Below are 18,138 nucleotides of genomic sequence, written 5' to 3' on the forward strand. Positions count from 1 at the left end.
CGGCTTCCTGCAATAGCTTTCTACCAATTACCGCACTTTTGTCTTTTTCTGTCACCAGCAATTGTAAGAGCATCAAATTCGGGGTTAGTTCTTGCTGATCCCGCAGATCACTCAAATATAGCTGAGTCACCCGTCTTTCCAATAATTCTGTGTAGGGAACTTCCCAGCCTAATCCTTGACTGCGATCGCGTAAAATCAACAGTCCCCGCCAGTCTTGTTTCACTGTATATTGATTAATATGGACAAACAATTGGGAAAAATACCGTCCATAGAATCCTGCATCGGACTGCATTTGTGCCTCAGCAAACACCATCGGTATCATCGGGTTATTTGATACTGGCGTAAAGACTCCATCCAGTCGAAACTCTTTCTCCTTAACAACAGGAGCATTATAAACGAATTCCCAGTTTTCTTCAATGCCTGGCATCAATTCTGCCAGCATCCCTGGCTGGGACAAAAATAATTCGTAAAACCATTTATCGGTTTTCATATTAATTAGTGTTTGCTGATAGCGTAGCGTGGCGTAAGCCATAAAAGTTGTCTGTGAGGACATTCGTGATTTTACTTTCGTTCCATGTCCCAACCGTTTTGAGTATATTTGAATTAGGATTATTACGCTAAAATACCTAATAAGACTTTACCTAAATCAAGCAAATCATTAGGAATTTTAAAAAGGTTTATATCTTGATAGATAGTTTTTTCAATTTTATCTAATTTACCAAATTGCCATAAATTCCCAGTAGTAACAGCACCATAAAATATATCTTGATCTGTGATTTCAGATAAGGCAATTAATTCAACTGCGAGTTGAGTAAACCCTTTTGTTAAATCATCTTTTTTTGCTTCAATCACTAATAAATCATGTGTAGACTGCAATAAATAATCTAAAGTTCCTTTTAAGCGATCGCTCACTCTTAACGGATATTCAATTTTTAGCTGACAATTACAGATAGCAATAATTTCTAATAAAATGGGAGCTACTAAAGTTTCTCGTCTAGCAGTTTCACTACTTAAACTAATCAAAGGTAAAATTTTTCTCATCTTCTCTTTGATGAGCAAAAGTTCATCTAATACAGATTGATCTGTTTGAGGTAAAGATAATTCTATTTTAATAAATGAATAATCAAATTCTCGTAAAATATCATCGGTTTCATAAGGTAAATCAAAGTAAGAGCTAAAGGTATAAGATTGATCTTCTTGTAATATTTTTATTTTAGGCATAATTATTTTTTGCTTATAATTTAATTATGATTGTTTTCTTAAATTCTAGCACCCTACTATCGCTCTCTCAAAATCATCTGTGGTGTTACACAAGGATTCAGGATTTAATATTTCTTGTATATCATAGAGACAAATTTCTGAAAACGTACTTAATACTAAACCTGTTTCTGCCGATGCTTCTCTTCTGGCATTTCGATAAGCTTTGGGTAAAATATCAGGAATGTATTGTTTTAAACTTGGTTTTTCATGGAGTAAATCTTGTAAATCATCTCTTTGGTTAGCAATGGTGGTAAACCAACTAATAGAACGTTTAGAAGATTGATATTGCCATTTTAGTAAATGAGTTAATAAAATTATTAACCGATTTTTTAACTCATTTTTTTCACTAATGCCCATAGCATCTAACTCTTCTGCCAAATTCTCCCAATCCAAAGCTGTGATATCTCGACTAGCTAAGGCTAATTTTTGTTGAGTTAACCAATCCATGAAATCTGTTTCGTAGAGAGGTGATTTAGACATAGAATTAGTAATGATTACCTTTGTAATGGACAATTTTTCAACTCTATTGATCATTAGGTAAGCTGATACCTTGTTCCAATAACAATTGCCGCAATTTAGCTACTTCTAATTCAGCAGAATTAGCCCGTTGTTTTTCCTGTTCAGCCCGTTGCTTTTCCTGTTCTGCACGTTGCTTTTCCTGTTCAGCCCGTTGTTTTTCCTGTTCTGCACGTTGCTTTTCCTGTTCAGCCCGTTGCTTTTCTTGTTCAGCCCGTTGCTTTTCTCGTTCTTCTGGTGTAGGCAACCAATTATTCTCTTGATCATACCAACGTAACCACTGTCTAGTTAGTCCTTGATATTCTCCCTCCCATAATCCTAAACCCAATTCAGCTTCTTCTAGCCATACTCCTAATCCATTAATAGAGAGCGGTTGATAACGGTTCATTACTAAACCAAAACAGTGAAACTCGTCAGTATAACGGTTATAGACAAAATAATAGGGGATTCTGAGAATTTGCTCATATACTGTCCATTTATTGGGAGGTTGATTAACTTCCCGTAAATTTCTATTTCTCCCTAAGTCTTCGTTTTCTGTTCCTGGAGATATTAACTCTACTACTACAAAGGGATATGTTCCTTCATACCAAGTAACATAACTTAATCTTAGTTCTGTTTGTTCATAAAAACGGGATACTCCTAATACCGCAAACCAATCTGGTCTTTTATACCATTGTGTATGCTTGCTGTCATAGTATAGATTCAAGTTGCTACCTGTAAATACATTATCTTCTGCATAAGAAGGCGGACGAAAGGTACTACGCAATAATTCTGGTTGTAAAAGGTGAAATTCGTCTGGCAACCCTGGCTCCTCTGGATCTTCGCTAGGTAAATCATACATCGTTGGCAGTGTTTGTTGAGGAGGTAATGGCTCATAGCTAGGTTTGCTATACACATCACTTTGATACATTGTTAATTATCTCCTGTATTTAATCGCTGTTGCCAAGATTCAACTATCTGTTTAATTGTCTCTTCTAAGGAAATTGGGCGTTGCTGATTAAGGGTATGAATTTTAGTCTCACGCAAAGGCGCAATCACGCTTCGTGATCTCGAAGAGTAGACGCAAAGGTAAGATTTTTAAAGGTTCAATTTGGAAATTTCATACCTCGATTCAGCAACGCCGGAAATTGTAATATCCCAGTGAGGATAATGTTCACGCATTTTTGTTACAGCGATTTCCAATTGCTGTAAGTCGGAATAATAGCAAATATGATCACCAATGCGGTTTTTCTCACACCTCCGCTAACCAGACCTCTAAATCTGCCAATCCGTCAAAATCTAATAGAGCCTTTGCTAGAGATTCTAATTGAGGTACTGGTAATTTCTCAATCTGTTTTGTCTGTTCTGCTGATAACTGACCAAAGTCTCGTCCTATTTGACTCAAAATTTCTGCCCTTGCCATTTCATAGTAACCCCCATTTACAAGGCCTATGGCAAGAGTAAATCGAGTAACATTCATTGTTGCAGGATCAAAAACAAGCATTAAATAAAACCCTTAAACGTTATTAAAGTTATATCTTGACTGGCTAAGGAACGCAAATTTAATAACCTGCAATTCTGACTTAACCTGAAATGGTGCGTTACGCTATCGCTAACACACCCTACTTTTGCACTACACATCACTTTGATACATTGTTAATTATCTCCTGTATTTAATCGCTGTTGCCAAGATTCAACTATCTGCTTAATTGTCTCTTCTAAGGAAATTGTAATATCCCAGTCAGGATCATGTTCACGCATTTTTGTTAAATCGGAATAATATACTAAACACGGGTAAGATTTAAACTTTTGCCAAATGACAAAGAACCCAGATGCGTATGGGTTTAGCACTGCTAAACCCCTTGTAAGCTGTTGTGCATTTAGTTTGTATAATTCTAGCGGGCAAGATGCCCGCACTACAAAGTTCAAGTAAATTATGGTTATCAAATTTAGCTGCGTAACAGCTTATATCTATCTATACTCAACACGGCTTAATTATTTAATTCTGTAGGTAGGGGTTCAGCAGTGCTAAACCCCTACAAATCAGGGTTTTTCGTGATTTTATAAAAGTCCATCTCTCAACCGTGTTTAGTATACTTGAGAATTTGATCTTAAATCACATCTGCAAAAGTTCGTTCCATCTTCCGAAAATACCAAATCCCACTCACTAATAGTAAAACGACTAGAGCCATAGAAAGCATAAAACCTGGTAAATATAACTGGGAATTACCGCCCAAAATTGCCCATCTAAAACCATCAATTACTCCCACCATTGGATTTAAGGAGTAGAGAAACCGCCACTTTTCAGGAACAATAGTGCTACTAAATCCTACAGGTGAGATATATAAACCAAACTGCACTATAAATGGCACAATAAACCGGAAATCTCGATATTGCACATTCAAGGAAGCTAACCACAAACCCGCACCCATTGAAGCTGCAAAGGCGACACCGATAAATAAGGGTAAGGTGAAAATTCGCCAAGTGGGAATGAAGTTATACCAAGCCATTAGAGCCAATAAGATTATCCCAGAAATCATAAAGTCTACAAAGCTAACTACTACCGCGCTAGTGGGTACTACCAATCTAGGAAAATAGACTTTTGATAATAAATTGGCATTACTAATTAAACTATTACTACACTCCGAGAGGGAATTGGAAAAGAATTGCCAAGGTAACATGGCGGAAAATACAAGAATTGGATAGGGCGCACCTTCTGATGGTAATTTTGCTAATTGTCCAAATACAACTGTAAAAACTACCATTGTCAAAAAAGGACGAATTAGCGCCCAAACAATCCCAATGGCTGTTTGTTTATATCTAACTAAAATATCTCGCCATGCTAAGAAGTAAAATAACTCTCTATATCGCCATAAATCTTGCCAATATTGCTTTTCCGCGCGTCCTGCTTCAATTATTAATTCTGGCTGTAAAGTAGTTTCTTTCATCTGGCATTTACCATCATTTTCACGACATTTCCGATTTCGCTCACACCTTCTCTGCACTTCGTCCTCCTGATCACTAACTAGGGTTTGCTGAAAAAGTTATCTGTGGAGACAGGGAACAGGGAACAGGGAACAGGGAACAGTTTCAAGAGTTAGATGGAAGCGATTTTTCCTTTGCATCCAACTTAAATGCAAGGTTTTCGAGTTCCCACGTCGTAAAATCTTGCACTTTTTGAAAATCAAAATGTCTAAAACCGTTTACCTGTAATGTTTTAAGATTTATTCAGCATCCCCTAACTAAACAATTGATCATACGAAGGTTGCATCGGAGGGACTGAGATCAAAAAGACCATCAAAGCCCAACTCACTGTTCAATACTATCCCGGTTCTGTCAATCTCGGACAACAATAATCGAATCTATTTTTTGTAACTTTTATTTTATCAAGGTTTGCGATCGCCGTTCTCTAAGGGAACACCAAAAAATAAATTACCCAATTTTGGGGGATGGGCATCCTACCCTTCCTTGATTATTAGCGGGCAATCCGTCCCGCACCACAAGAAATTTTTAGGTATTTTTTTAATTGGAAGTCCCTAATGGATGGATAATAGAATAACACAGATTTAATTAGTAAGCTGTTACGCAGCTAAATTTGATAACCATAATTTACTTGAACTTTGTAGTGCGGGCATCTTGCCCGCTAGAATTATACAAACTAAATGCACAACAGCTTAGTTCGTTAAGTTCAGAGATTCTGATTCAAATGTCATCTTTATTATCAGTACATTTTGCTTAACTCCTCTGAACAATTGATACCTGCTAAAGAGTTTCATTTAACCAAGCGAACTGCTTGCAGCAGCGCTTCGCTATCGCCTTCAATATCTTTCAGATCCCCGACTTCTTAGAGAAGTCGGGGATCTGATGTTCTTATTTTATTTATAGAGTGAAGGCTTTTTTTGGCGATGTCTATTGATCAAGGCTTAGTCAAGAGAAATACCAAGCGATCGCATTTTTTGCTTTAATTCATACAATTCCGTGTTAGCTTGTTCAGCCCTTTGAGATTCTTGTTTTGCCCTTTGAGCTTCCCGTTCAGCCCTTTGGGATTCTTGTTTTGCCCTTTGGGATTCTTGTTTTGCTATTTGAATTGCTTGGTTGGCTTTGAGCATTTCATCTTTGGCGGCTTCCTGGGGAGTAGGGATGATAGCGCCTTCTAAGGAGAAGTAACGCAATTGGCCATTGTGAATACCCAGGAAAAAGCCCAGGGCTTCACTCCATAGCCATCCTTGGGCGTTGGGCGTGATGGGGCGATATTTATTAAACTCTAGTCTAAAGCCTGCAAATTCTAAGGTTTCCGGTGAAAAATAAAAGTATTCAGGGGTATGAAATCTCTCTGCGTATAAGTCTAGTTTGGTGGTGCGATCTACATTGGCGGTGGAGTCGGACAGTAATTCAATAATCAGGTCGGGATAACGTCCGTCTTCTTCCCAGACCACCCATGAGTTGCGTGGTTCTCTGGTGGTGTTTTTGACGAGGAAAAAATCTGGACCTCGAAAGTCACGATTTTTGAGTTGTTGGCGACTGAAGTAAATGGTCAGGTTTGCACCAATGAAAAAATCATCCCGCTCTTGCCATGCCCATTCGAGGCAGGTGACTAGCAATAACAGTTGCATATAGTGCAGGGAGCTTTCCATCTCTGGTTCATCACTTAAAAGTTTACTGGCATCGGGCATTTGCAACTCTAGTTCGCGGGCTGTAATTGCTGCCATGGATTTGTTCTCCTGATGCTTTGGATGATTATCTATGAGTTTAGCTACGCTATCGGCGATTATAAATCGCTAATACACAAATCAAGTCTACTTACGTGGACTCAATAAAAATTAATAGTCTATATTCTTTAAGGGCGATAGCGAAACGCTGCTGCAAGCAGTTCGCTCGACAATTTTCGCTCATTTTTTCCCCTGGACTATTTATTTTATCATAAACAACGACCAATTTGAGATTTCATTAATTAGCGATCGCCTTCAAGATCAACAGTTTCAGATCCCCGACTTCTTAAAGAATTCGGGGATCTGATGTTCTTATTTTATTTATAGAGTCAAGGCTAAAGAATTAGGACTTACGCATTGACAGGATCAACCAAATATGAGGTATGGGGTTTGGGCATTTTAACGTGATTTTTTGATTATTTTTGAGCGATAGCGAAGCGCTGCTGCAAGCAGTTCGCTATTGAACAGAAGTTAATCGCCTAAAGCCTGAAACGACGGATTTTCGTTCATTCACATCATGGTTAATTTGTATAGTGCGTAAGTCCTAAGAATTTCCCCAGTGACTAATTTGAGATTTCATCAATTAGCGATCGCTTTCAAGTAATGATTACCTTCGTAGCGAACAATTTTTCAACTCTATTGGTTATTAGGTAAGCTGATACCTTGTTCCAATAACAATTGTCGTAATTTAGCTACTTCTAATTCAGCAGAGTCAGCCCGTTGCTTTTCTTGTTCAGCCCGTTGCTTTTCTTGTTCAGCCCGTTGCTTTTCTTGTTCAGCCCGTTGCTTTTGTTGTTCTGCTTGTTCTTCTCGTGTAGGCAACCAATTATTATCTTGATCATACCAACGTAACCACTGTCTAGTTAGTCCTTGATATTCTCCCTCCCATAATCCTAAACCCAATTCAGCTTCTTCTAGCCATACTCCTAATCCATTAATAGAGAGCGGTTGATAACGGTTCATTACTAAACCAAAACAGTGAAACTCGTCAGTATAACGGTTATAGACAAAATAATAGGGGATTCTCAGAATTTGCTCATATACTGTCCATTTATTAGGAGGTTGATTAACTTCCCGTAAATTTCTATTTCTCCCTAAGTCTTCGTTTTCTGTTCCTGGAGATATTAACTCTACTACTACAAAGGGATATGTTCCTTCATACCAAGTAACATAACTTAATCTTAGTTCTGTTTGTTCATAAAAACGGGATACTCCTAATACCGCAAACCAATCTGGTCTTTTATACCATTGTGTATGCTTGCTGTCATAGTATAGATTCAAGTCACTACCTGTAAATACATTATCTTCTGCATAAGAAGGCGGACGAAAGGTACTACGCAATAATTCTGGTTGTAATAGGTGAAATTCGTCTGGCAACCCTGGCTCCTCTGGATCTTCGCTAGGTAAATCATACATCGTTGGCAGTATTTGTTGAGGAGGTAATGGCTCATAGCTAGGTTTGCTATACACATCACTTTGGTACATTATTAATCATCTCCTGTATTTAATAGCCGTTGCCAAGATTCCACTATAGATTGATTACCACTGAACATAACCATGAAATCCAATACTTGTCGGTTAAGGAAATGTAGGTTGGGTTGAGCGATAGCGAAACCTAACAAAGTCCTTGATTCGGAGTTTTTCCTTCGGAGACGCTACGCGAACAGAGTTATGATTTTTTCAACGAGATCATCAGGGTTTGAGACTCATATTTGGGGCAGTTTTCCAAAAATTATCTTATGTCGAACTCAGGTATTGAAGCAGCAAAAGCAACACCAACAAACAAGGGCAAAGTTAAAATTCGCCAAGTGGGGATAAAGTTATACCAAGCCATTAAAGCCAATAAAATTATCCCAGAAATCATAAAGTCTACGAAGCTAACTACTACCGCGCTAGTGGGTACTACTAAGCGAGGAAAATAGACTTTTCCTCAGTTAAGTTTTTCGGCTTCATGACTGTAACAAAGTTTGCAACTGCGATCGCCCATTTGTGAGTTTTCCTTTCCTAATTAATCTACAACTGTGTTGCTGATTAAAATAGAATGTCACTCTCGCACAACAATAATCGAATCTATTTTTTGTAACTCTGATTTTATCAAGGTTTGCGATCGCGATCTTGGGGGAGGTAGAAGGCGATCGCTTTGATGTCAAGCATAATTTAATTAATACTTTGAATTAATTTTTCCAGTTTTTACGGATTATCTCAATTCTGTAACCGAGATTTTGGACTAAGTAGGTGGGCGTTAAAAATTGTCCTTGGGTCAAGGGAACTCTTAACTGGGAACAGGAAGAGAGTTTTGAGTGATTTTACTTTTCTTCACATACCTTTAAATCTTTCTGTTCACCTATTTAAAAGGAGATGTGCTTTAGTAAAAGCGATCGCCTGGATCATTTCTGTCCGTGTATCCGTCGTAGATTCAACTTCTAGTTCGGTAATTGACAATTTTGTCAGTAAATACGAGGTTTATTGATGAAATCTACGGATGAATTAACAGTTTAGCAATCTTCTTTTAACTCTGGCAGCCAATCTTCATTCAAAACTTGCTCTATATTGGCAATAGGAGATGGGGGAAATAGATTTGCATTTAAACCCGTCTTCACGCTTGTAATCTGGCAAGCATCATCATAAATTTCTTGGGCAACTTCTTGAAAATAAGGCTTTAGGCTCGGACTCCGGTTTAAAAGTCGCTTGAGTTGTTTCCGTTGTTCTAGAATGGTGGCTCGCCATCCCCTTTGATTGTAATCACGCTCTTGCGACCAATAAGTCAATTTAAGCAAATGTTCATAAAGAACTAATAAACGACTTTCTAGCTGATTTTTTTGCTCGTTGCCCAAATCCTGTAACTCCTCCACTAAATAATCCCAATCAATGGCTGCGATCGCCCCTCTCTGGATATTCTCAATAGTAGTTTGTACCCATTGATAAAAATCAAGATCGTGAACTTGGGTCGCTATTTGCGCAGTATCGAGCATTTGAGCTTCTTGCTCTTGGGCAGTTATAGCGGACATGGGTTGAGTCTCCTTATATTGGACTATTTTATCAGCATTCTAGCAATTTCTAGATTGGAAATAGCTGTGCAAAGGCGATCGCCCTTGGTTTATGCACCTGCTGGGAATGTGTTGGCTATCTGAATTTTGTTTTCCTGCGCCATTACGGCTAATAATTCCTATTCTATATGACTATTTTGAGATTTGTCTAAGAGGTTGTTTGAAAAGTATTAGATGAAACCAGTAATTTCCAAAAACCTAACCCCCCAGCCCCCCTTCCCTGCCAGGGAATGGGGGTTTCAAAGCCTCTCCCCGCGTCGGGGAGAGGTTTGGAGAGGCTTTTTCAAAATCATCTGTCGTGTTACACAAGAATTCAGGATTTAATATTTCTTGTATATCATAAGGACAAATTTCTGAAAACGTACTTAATAATAAACCTGTTTCTGCTGATGCTTCTCTTCTCGCATTTCGATAAGATTTAGGTAAAATATCAGGAATATATTGTTTTAAACTTGGTTTTTTTTTCATGGAGTAAATCTTGTAAATCATCTCTTTGGTTAGCAATGGTAGTAAACCAACTAATAGAACGTTTAGAAGATTGATATTGCCATTTTAGTAAATGAGTTAATAAAATTATTAACCGATTTTTTAACTCATTTTTTTCACTAATGCCCATAGCATCTAACTCTTCTGCCAAGTTCTCCCAATCCAAAGCTGTGATATCTCGACTAGCTAAGGCTAATTTTTGTTGAGTTAACCAATCCATGAAATCTGTTTCGTAGAGAGGTGATTTAGACATAAAATTAGTAATGATTACCCTTGTAATGGACAATTTTTCAAATTTATTGATCATTAGGTAAGCTGATACCTTGTTCCAATAACAATTGTCGTAATTTAGCTACTTCTAATTCAGCAGAATCTGCCCGTTGTTTTTCCTGTTCTGCCCGTTGCTTTTCCTGTTCCGCCCGTTGCTTTTCTCGTTCTTCTGGTGTAGGCAACCAATTATTCTCTTGATCATACCAGCGTAACCACTGTCTAGTTAATCCTTGATATTCTCCTTCCCACAATCCTAAACCCAATTCAGCTTCTTCTAGCCATACCCCTAATCCATTAATAGAGAGCGGTTGATAACGGTTCGTTACTAACCCATAACAGTGAAACTCGCCAGTATAACGGTTATAGACAAAATAATAGGGGATTCTCAGAATTTGCTCATATACTGTCCATTTATTGGGAGGTTGATTAACTTCCCGTAAATTTCTATTTCTCCCTAAGTCTTCGTTTTCTGTTCCTGGAGATATTAACTCTACTACTACAAAGGGATATGTTCCTTCATACCAAGTAACATAACTTAATCTTAGTTCTGTTTGTTCATAAAAACGGGATACTCCTAATACCGCAAACCAATCTGGTCTTTTATACCATTGTGTATGCTTGCTGTCATAGTATAGATTCAAGTCACTACCTGTAAATACATTATCTTCTGCATAAGAAGGCGGACGAAAGGTACTACGCAATAGTTGCGGTTGTAACAGGTGAAATTCGTCTGGCAACCCTGGCTCCTCTGGATCTTCGCTAGGTAAATCATACATCGTTGGCAGTGTTTGTTGAGGAGGTAATGGCTCATAGCTAGGTTTGCTATACACATCACTTTGATACATTGTTAATTATCTCCTGTATTTAATCGCTGTTGCCAAGATTCAACTATAGATTGATTATACTAAACACGGTTGAGACATGGACTTTTACAAAATTACGAAAACCCTAGATTTGTAGGGGTAAAGCAAAAGCTTAATGGTGTCAACATCAATTACTCCCACCATTGGATTTAAGGAGTAGAGAAACCGCCACTTTTCAGGAACAATAGTGCTACTAAATCCTACAGGTGAGATATATAAACCAAACTGCACTATAAATGGCACAATAAACCGGAAATCTCGATATTGCACATTCAAGGAAGCTAACCACAAACCCGCACCCATTCAAGCTGCAAAGGCGACACCGATAAATAAGGGTAAGGTGAAAATTCGCCAAGTGGGAATAAAGTTATACCAAGCCATTAATTTTATACAGGTTTGCGATCGCCGTTCTCTAATGGATGGATAATAGAATAACACAGAGTTGATTAGTAGTTCGTTAAGTTCAGAGATTCTGATTCAAATGTCATCTTTATTGTCAATATATTTTGCTTATGGAAAAAATCTGCCACATCTATAAAATCGTCACAATCAAATAAATGATTTTTTTGATTGATGTGATTTCTGTGATGATTGATTATTGTCATCGTCACAATCAAATAAATCAAATAAATCATAGTCTAATTTGTCAAAGATTGATTGATTTGAATTAATAAATCTTCCATTGAAATAGAACGAGGTAGTATTTGTGTAGCAATTCCTCGAACCGCAGTTTCCACAGAAGATGTATATTTTGGTTTCCGAGATTTTGCCGCATTTCCATAATTAGGTTCATTTAATTTTTGGTCAAGTATCAAAATTGGTGGCAAATCCAACTGTAAATTCCCCAATGATTCAATAGCTTTTTGGACTTCCTTATTAATTGCCGTTTCCTGCCAGCAAATTAACAGTAAATCAACACTTTTATGGCTAACTTGTTGGACAACTTCCGACCAACAACTGGCAATAGAAGCTCTAAAACCAGCAGTTTGTAAGTATTGAATTAAAGCTTGAAACCACTCATATCCCCGATTAATTTGCTCATCTTCAAAATTGAGAAAATAATTTTTGACTGACTGATCATCCTTAATTGGTTTGCGTTTTGATTTGGGTAAATCACTCAACATATTTATATCTACCACTAAAATATTAATTGGGCAACAAATACCAGCAGCAATTTGTAATACAGATGACAAAGCACCTTGTTGATAATTTTGATTATTATCTTCCTGAGTCAAAGGACTTAAACAAGGAAATACAGACAATCCTGGTATTTGAGAAGCAGCTAAAGTAGTCGCAACATCACAAGTTACCAATGGTAATGTCGCCAACCTTTGGTGTTTATTTAATTGTTGTAGATAAGTGCGAGCAGTAGAAATTCCCATATCTAGCAAAATTACATCAAACTGCCAAACTCGCGCTAACAAATCTGCTTGATCTAGATCATCTACTTCAATCACCCGATGTTCTCGCAGAGAAGGATAGAGATTAATTACCTCTAATTCTGGATGTACTAACCTCAGAATTCGCAAAGGAACATTTTGAGAATTGATACTATTATTTTCCAGTCCTGAATGCTGAAATTCGCTCGTTATTGATATTTTTTCTAACAATAATGCCAATGGTTGATGTTTAATTGGTAAACTTAAAAAACCATCAGCTTGTTTAGTAAATGCTTGTTCTTTTTCTGCCGCTGTGGCTGTGACAATCACATGAATATGACGAGTTAAAACATCAGATTTCAGTAAGGTCATCACATCCCAACCAGAAAGTAAAGGCAGTAAAGGATTTAAAAATATCGCCTTTGGTTGTAAGCGACGAGCCTTTTCTAGTGCCTCTGTTCCTGATCTAGCAATAACAACACGATAACCTAAACCTTTGAGTTGTTCGGTTAATTCCTCAATATATTGAGCTACTGCTTCCACTACTAAAACCAATCTTTGGGAAGAACTATTGAGGTTTTGAGGGGAAGAATTAATGACACTGCCTACTTCTATCTTAGGAACTATATCTTCAGACTCATTACAACTAGCTTTTGGTGGACTGGGAGGTAAAAGTAGAGTAAATTGACTGCCTTTACCTTCACGAGATAAGAAACTGACATCTCCACCATGCAAACGAGCTAAAGCTCTAGTTAATACTAATCCTAAACCCGTTCCTTCAAACTGACGGGTAAGAGGATTTTCTAATTGCTGGAATTTTTGAAAGATTAAATGTTGTTGTTGTTCAGGAATACCAATCCCTGTATCCCAAACAGTAAAGGCAATCCAACCTTCCCAGCGGCTTACCCGTAAGCCAATTTCCCCAGATATTTCTGTGAATTTAAAGGCATTGGAAAGTAAATGGACTAACATCTGTCGCAAGCGTAATTCATCTGCCACCATTTCTTCTAAATCTGGTTCAATTGCTAGGCTAAATTGGTGATTAGATAAAGTTTGATTGTCTAGGGGGGATACTAGTTTAGCTTTGTTAGTTTGATGATGAATGTTTTTAACATCTGAAAAAGCCCTTTCACATACTACTTGAATTTGGACTGGAGTCAGGGTGAGTTCCATCTGTCCCGTTTCCATTCGCGTTAAATCTAAAATATCATTCACCACACTCATCAAATGTCTGCCACTTTGATGAATTAATCCAGCATAACGGGCTTGACGCTCATTTAGTTGTCCCAACTGTTGATCTACCAAAAGGCGAGATAGTCCCAAAACAGCCGTTAGTGGTGTTTTTAATTCATGACTAATGCAAGCTAAAAATTCATCTTTTAAGCGATTGAGTTGAATCAAATCAGCATTTTTTGCTGCTAATTCTTTACAAAGTTGCTGTTGTTCAGTTACATCTGTGGCTAATATTAACCATAGTTCTTCTGAATTTTCTGGTAATTCTGACTTGGAAACCCAAATTTTTAACTCGTTACTGTCTAAAGCAATTTTGGCAAACTGCCAAACCCGCTCCTGACCAGTTTTAATTTCAACCACACAAGTACAAATACCCAATTGCGTATCTAAAACGCAGTGGTTAGAACCGTTATTTACAGGTAGAGGTGATTCTTGTAAAAAAGGGAAAGCTGATGGTGAGGTTCTCTGTCTGTGCCTCGTGGAAGTATCGGGTTTGTGATTTTCCTGAGGATTGGCATAAATATATTTGGGAGTAAGTATAGTCTCTACCTGTTTTCTAATGCCTTCAGGATCTTTTAATGCTCCTAGTTGTTGCCACCAAGCGATATTTTGCGTAACTACTTCGCCTTGACTAGTTTGTAACATAATTGGCCAGGGTAATTTAGCCAATAAGTGGACGATGGATTTGTGTATTTTTGGCTGGTGTTTATTGGCTGTATGCTCGATGTTTTTTTGGTGTTGAGAAGTTTTGGTGTTTGTCGCATACTTGTGACTTTCTTCTTCTTTGGTTAAGCTCAGGAAAATTTTCTTTTGAGCTAACAATGTTAATAGGCGTAAAGTATTGAGGATTCCCAAATATTTACCATCTGAATCAATTAGCGCCCAATCTAAGTTACTTTGTTGTTGGGTTTCTTGATGCTTGATAACCAAACTGAAGTCTTCCAGATTTGTTGCTGCTGATATGGTCTGTATTGGTTCTATGAGGGATTTATCCACCTGTGAGAGTGGTTGTTGTAAATTTAAGAGTTTGTTATCAGCCTCCGCTGCTAAGAATTGTGGCAGTAGTCGAGCAGAATACAATACACCAATTAGACGTTGTTGAGAATTGACTATTACCAAGCGATCGCACTGTTCCTCGACGAAAATAGCCAACGCTGCTGCTAGAGTATTTGTTTCCCAGCACATTGGCACAGTTGCTATAAATTCATAAAGTGGGTACTGTAGCATTAAAATAAGTCCTCGGTGGTCTTTCTTCTGGTGATCAACTTCGGTATCACCATCAGCACTTGGTTTAGATGGTCTTCAATCCTGAAGCAATATCCTCCAAGAATATTTAGAATGGCTACGCCACGCTATCAGCGATTCTGGTTACAATTGACAGACCTCTTCAAACTAGCCATTTTAGCTATGACTTTCGGTAACACTCCGCCATAGACATCCATTGTCTCGCCGCCAATTACCAAATTTTTTACCTTTCTGGTGCAAGATATAAGTTTATCTCCTCAGCAAGCCACTATCTTCAGCAACTTGCTACTGGTATTGAAAGTCGTCATTTTTTATAGTGACAACTACAACAATAATTATGGCTCTAAAGATTCGCTTTAGAACCTTGAGGAATTATAATGATTTAAAATGCGACAATTCTTTAAGTTCGTTTAAGTATCTTATCAATAAGTGAAATAATGTAATCTATCTGCCGCTAGATATGCTAATACACACTATCCATCAGTCATGACTCTCCCTGAGTTTAATGCGTTATACTACTTAGAGTAGGCAAGTATCATTAATTATAGACCGATATATCTCCCGCTCAAAAATTCATGATCTATAAACAGTAGATGTTATTACCTATATTGCTTTTACAAACAAATATAAACCAAATTCTCGATAAACCATCTGCAAAAAACAATGACAAAGGTTTATTTTTGCAAATCTGGAATTTCATTGAGGGGATAATAACTCAATGCTACTGGCAGCCTATACCTGGTCAGATATACTATTTGCCCCATTTTCAGTCACAAAACCCTGATCGAAAATTAGATAATAAAGATAATAATTTCTTGGCTTTTGGTAAACAAAAAAAGACCCAAACTTTTCAGGATATGACCGCTGCTGAAAAACAGGAACTTTTAGCAGCAATGAAAGCAGATTATCGTCAGATTATTATAAATTATTTTATCAGTGACAAAACATTACAAGAAAAACTTGATAAGTTTATTAATAACTTATTTTATACTAGTGTTCCCGTACCACAAATTATAGAAATGCACATGGAAATCATTGATGAATTTGCCAAGCAATTAAGAATAGAAGGCAGAAGTGATGAAACACTGCTCGATTATCGTTTAACCTTAATAGATATTTTGGCACATCTTTGTGAAGTTTATCGCTGTTCTGTTGCTAAAATCAGTTGAATGCCACAAAGTAGAATGTTTATTGACATTCATGGTAAATTTATACCTGAATGTATATGTAATCCTACGTCTTTGCTCTTTTACCTCTATATTTCTAGGAGTTGATATTGTATGAATGAAGCTAAAAAAACCTATGTTCTCAAACTCTATGTAGCAGGAAATACCCCTAATTCAATGAGGGCCTTGAAAACACTCAAAAATATTTTAGATGAAGAATTTCAAGGAGTTTATGCTTTAAAAGTAATTGATGTCCTGAAAAACCCCCAGTTAGCCGAAGAAGATAAAATACTCGCTACACCAACACTATCAAAAATTTTGCCCCCTCCCGTGCGGAAAATCATTGGTGATTTAACAGATAGGGAAAGAGTATTAATTGGGTTGGATCTGCTTTATGAAGAATTGAATGAAGAATACGGGAAAGAATAATACAAAATGTGGGCTTTAGAAAACAACAAGTAATAATTCCGAGTAAACTCGTGGCTTTAGCCACTTTTTGATGAAAATCCGGGAATTTATCTACCTGCAATTTGGTATATTTATTTAGTTATTAAAAATAATTAAAAACTTTCTTGATTTTAAAAACCTGGGTTGAATATCCATATTAGATAAACCATGAATAAAAAAGAGCAACCTGAACAAAAAAAAATACCTATTGGTGTCGAAAAAATTCGCACGATGATCGAAGGCTTTGACGATATCAGTCATGGCGGTTTACCTGTTGGTCGAACTACCTTAGTTAGTGGAACTTCAGGAACTGGCAAAACTTTATTATCACTGCAATTCCTTTATAATGGCATCACCTACTTCGACGAACCAGGAGTATTTGTTACCTTTGAAGAATCACCCAGTGACATTATTAAAAATGCCCATATTTTTGATTGGAATTTACAACATTTGATTGATGAAGGTAAATTATTTATTCTCGACGCATCTCCTGACCCAGAAGGTCAAGACATAGTAGGTAATTTTGATTTATCTGCCCTGATTGAACGTTTACAATATGCCATTCGTAAATACAAAGCTAAACGGGTTTCCATTGATTCCATGACAGCCATATTTCAACAATATGAAGCTATCGGAGTCGTGCGGCGGGAAATTTTTCGGTTAGTAGCACGGCTAAAACTACTGAATGTGACTACCATCATTACGACTGAACGGGGTGAAGAATATGGGCCAGTAGCATCCTTTGGAGTCGAAGAATTTGTTTCCGATAATGTAGTAATTTCTCGTAACGTTTTAGAAGGAGAACGCCGCCGCCGAACTATAGAAATTCTCAAATTACGGGGAACAACCCACATGAAAGGTGAATATCCCTTCACAATTACCAATGAAGGAATTAATATATTTCCCTTGGGAGCAATGCGTTTAACACAACGATCTTCTAATGTGCGTGTATCTTCGGGAGTAAAAGTTCTTGATGAAATGTGTGGTGGTGGTTTCTTTAAAGATTCGATTATTTTAGCCACAGGAGCTACAGGTACTGGTAAAACTTTATTAGTTAGTAAGTTTATTCAAGATGGCTGCATTAATGGTGAACGAGCAATATTATTTGCCTATGAAGAATCTCGCGCCCAACTTTCCCGCAATGCCCATTCTTGGGGCATAGATTTTGAAGAATTAGAACATCAAGGATTACTGAAAATTATTTGTACCTATCCTGAATCAACTGGTTTAGAAGATCACTTACAAATTATTAAATCAGAGATATCCCATTTCAAACCTGCTCGCATTGCCATTGATTCACTTTCGGCAATGGCTAGAGGTGTTAGTAATAATGCTTTTCGTCAGTTTGTAATTGGTGTCACAGGTTATGCTAAACAAGAAGAAATTACTGGTTTTTTTACCAATACCACAGGTAACCGTTCAGGGGGTACAAAGAAAACGAAAAACAACCCCCAAAATCCAGCAATAAAATTAAGCAGCTTTCAACAAGTCAGAATCATCAGAATCAGCAGTAACTTGTGGAAGCAAAGAAGGCACAG

The 18,138-nt window shown here is 37.3% G+C and carries 17 protein-coding genes and 2 pseudogenes; 3 read left to right on the plus strand and 16 right to left on the minus strand.

Annotation, left to right across the window (positions count from 1 at the left end; genetic code table 11):
* The 16 genes and pseudogenes from IQ226_RS21715 to IQ226_RS21785 form a co-directional block, all read right to left on the minus strand.
* The coding region (locus tag IQ226_RS21715; RefSeq protein ID WP_228039592.1) for an Rpn family recombination-promoting nuclease/putative transposase at nt 1-553 on the minus strand (553 nt) is incomplete at its 3' end.
* A 59-nt stretch (nt 554-612) separates the two neighbouring features.
* Nucleotides 613-1,221, minus strand: coding sequence for a hypothetical protein (locus tag IQ226_RS21720; RefSeq protein ID WP_039205172.1), 609 nt, complete (start codon nt 1,219-1,221; stop codon nt 613-615).
* Nucleotides 1,222-1,266: 45 nt separating this feature from the next.
* On the minus strand, nt 1,267-1,740 hold the full coding sequence (locus tag IQ226_RS21725; RefSeq protein ID WP_193898848.1) for a DUF29 domain-containing protein: 474 nt from the start codon (nt 1,738-1,740) through the stop codon (nt 1,267-1,269).
* Between the two features lie 43 nt (nt 1,741-1,783).
* On the minus strand, nt 1,784-2,686 hold the full coding sequence (locus IQ226_RS21730) for a Uma2 family endonuclease (RefSeq protein WP_193898850.1): 903 nt from the start codon (nt 2,684-2,686) through the stop codon (nt 1,784-1,786).
* Between the two features lie 321 nt (nt 2,687-3,007).
* Nucleotides 3,008-3,178, minus strand: coding sequence for a DUF4351 domain-containing protein (locus IQ226_RS21735; RefSeq protein WP_193898852.1), 171 nt, complete (start codon nt 3,176-3,178; stop codon nt 3,008-3,010).
* A 233-nt stretch (nt 3,179-3,411) separates the two neighbouring features.
* Nucleotides 3,412-3,606, minus strand: coding sequence for a hypothetical protein (locus IQ226_RS21740; protein WP_228039593.1), 195 nt, complete (start codon nt 3,604-3,606; stop codon nt 3,412-3,414).
* Between the two features lie 260 nt (nt 3,607-3,866).
* Nucleotides 3,867-4,703 (minus strand): ABC transporter permease, encoded by an 837-nt coding sequence (locus IQ226_RS21745; protein WP_027402538.1) that lies wholly within the window; start codon nt 4,701-4,703, stop codon nt 3,867-3,869.
* Between the two features lie 975 nt (nt 4,704-5,678).
* Nucleotides 5,679-6,464, minus strand: a complete 786-nt coding sequence (locus tag IQ226_RS21750; protein ID WP_193898854.1) for a Uma2 family endonuclease — start codon at nt 6,462-6,464, stop codon at nt 5,679-5,681.
* 636 nt (nt 6,465-7,100) lie between these two features.
* Nucleotides 7,101-7,949, minus strand: a complete 849-nt coding sequence (locus IQ226_RS21755; RefSeq protein WP_193898856.1) for a Uma2 family endonuclease — start codon at nt 7,947-7,949, stop codon at nt 7,101-7,103.
* A gap of 268 nt (nt 7,950-8,217) precedes the next feature.
* Nucleotides 8,218-8,391, minus strand: a pseudogene (locus tag IQ226_RS25335) (ABC transporter permease); the annotation flags it as partial.
* 568 nt (nt 8,392-8,959) lie between these two features.
* Complete coding sequence (locus IQ226_RS21765; protein ID WP_228039594.1) at nt 8,960-9,472, minus strand: DUF29 domain-containing protein; 513 nt, start codon at nt 9,470-9,472, stop codon at nt 8,960-8,962.
* A gap of 237 nt (nt 9,473-9,709) precedes the next feature.
* Nucleotides 9,710-9,979, minus strand: a complete 270-nt coding sequence (locus IQ226_RS25710) for a DUF29 family protein (protein ID WP_255539993.1) — start codon at nt 9,977-9,979, stop codon at nt 9,710-9,712.
* Nucleotides 9,942-10,250, minus strand: a complete 309-nt coding sequence (locus tag IQ226_RS25715) for a DUF29 domain-containing protein (protein WP_255539994.1) — start codon at nt 10,248-10,250, stop codon at nt 9,942-9,944. Before IQ226_RS25715 ends, IQ226_RS25710 begins: the two co-directional genes overlap by 38 nt.
* A gap of 43 nt (nt 10,251-10,293) precedes the next feature.
* Nucleotides 10,294-11,112 (minus strand): Uma2 family endonuclease, encoded by an 819-nt coding sequence (locus tag IQ226_RS21775; protein WP_193898860.1) that lies wholly within the window; start codon nt 11,110-11,112, stop codon nt 10,294-10,296.
* Between the two features lie 144 nt (nt 11,113-11,256).
* Nucleotides 11,257-11,514: pseudogene (locus IQ226_RS21780) on the minus strand (ABC transporter permease); the annotation flags it as partial.
* Between the two features lie 254 nt (nt 11,515-11,768).
* Nucleotides 11,769-14,969: an ATP-binding protein gene (locus IQ226_RS21785; protein WP_193898862.1), complete on the minus strand. Its 3,201-nt coding sequence runs from the start codon at nt 14,967-14,969 to the stop codon at nt 11,769-11,771.
* Between the two features lie 611 nt (nt 14,970-15,580).
* Here IQ226_RS21785 and IQ226_RS21790 point away from each other — a divergent pair.
* The 3 genes from IQ226_RS21790 to kaiC form a co-directional block, all read left to right on the plus strand.
* The gene (locus tag IQ226_RS21790) at nt 15,581-16,156 is read left to right on the plus strand and encodes a KaiA family protein (protein WP_193898864.1); all 576 of its coding nucleotides are present in this window, start codon (nt 15,581-15,583) and stop codon (nt 16,154-16,156) included.
* A 111-nt stretch (nt 16,157-16,267) separates the two neighbouring features.
* The gene (gene kaiB / locus IQ226_RS21795) at nt 16,268-16,582 is read left to right on the plus strand and encodes a circadian clock protein KaiB (protein ID WP_039201202.1); all 315 of its coding nucleotides are present in this window, start codon (nt 16,268-16,270) and stop codon (nt 16,580-16,582) included.
* Between the two features lie 186 nt (nt 16,583-16,768).
* Nucleotides 16,769-18,138: circadian clock protein KaiC (gene kaiC, locus IQ226_RS21800; RefSeq protein WP_228039595.1), on the plus strand; the 1,370-nt coding region annotated here is incomplete at its 3' end.

This window comes from Dolichospermum sp. LEGE 00240 (assembly GCF_015207875.1).
GTDB lineage: Bacteria > Cyanobacteriota > Cyanobacteriia > Cyanobacteriales > Nostocaceae > Dolichospermum > Dolichospermum gracile.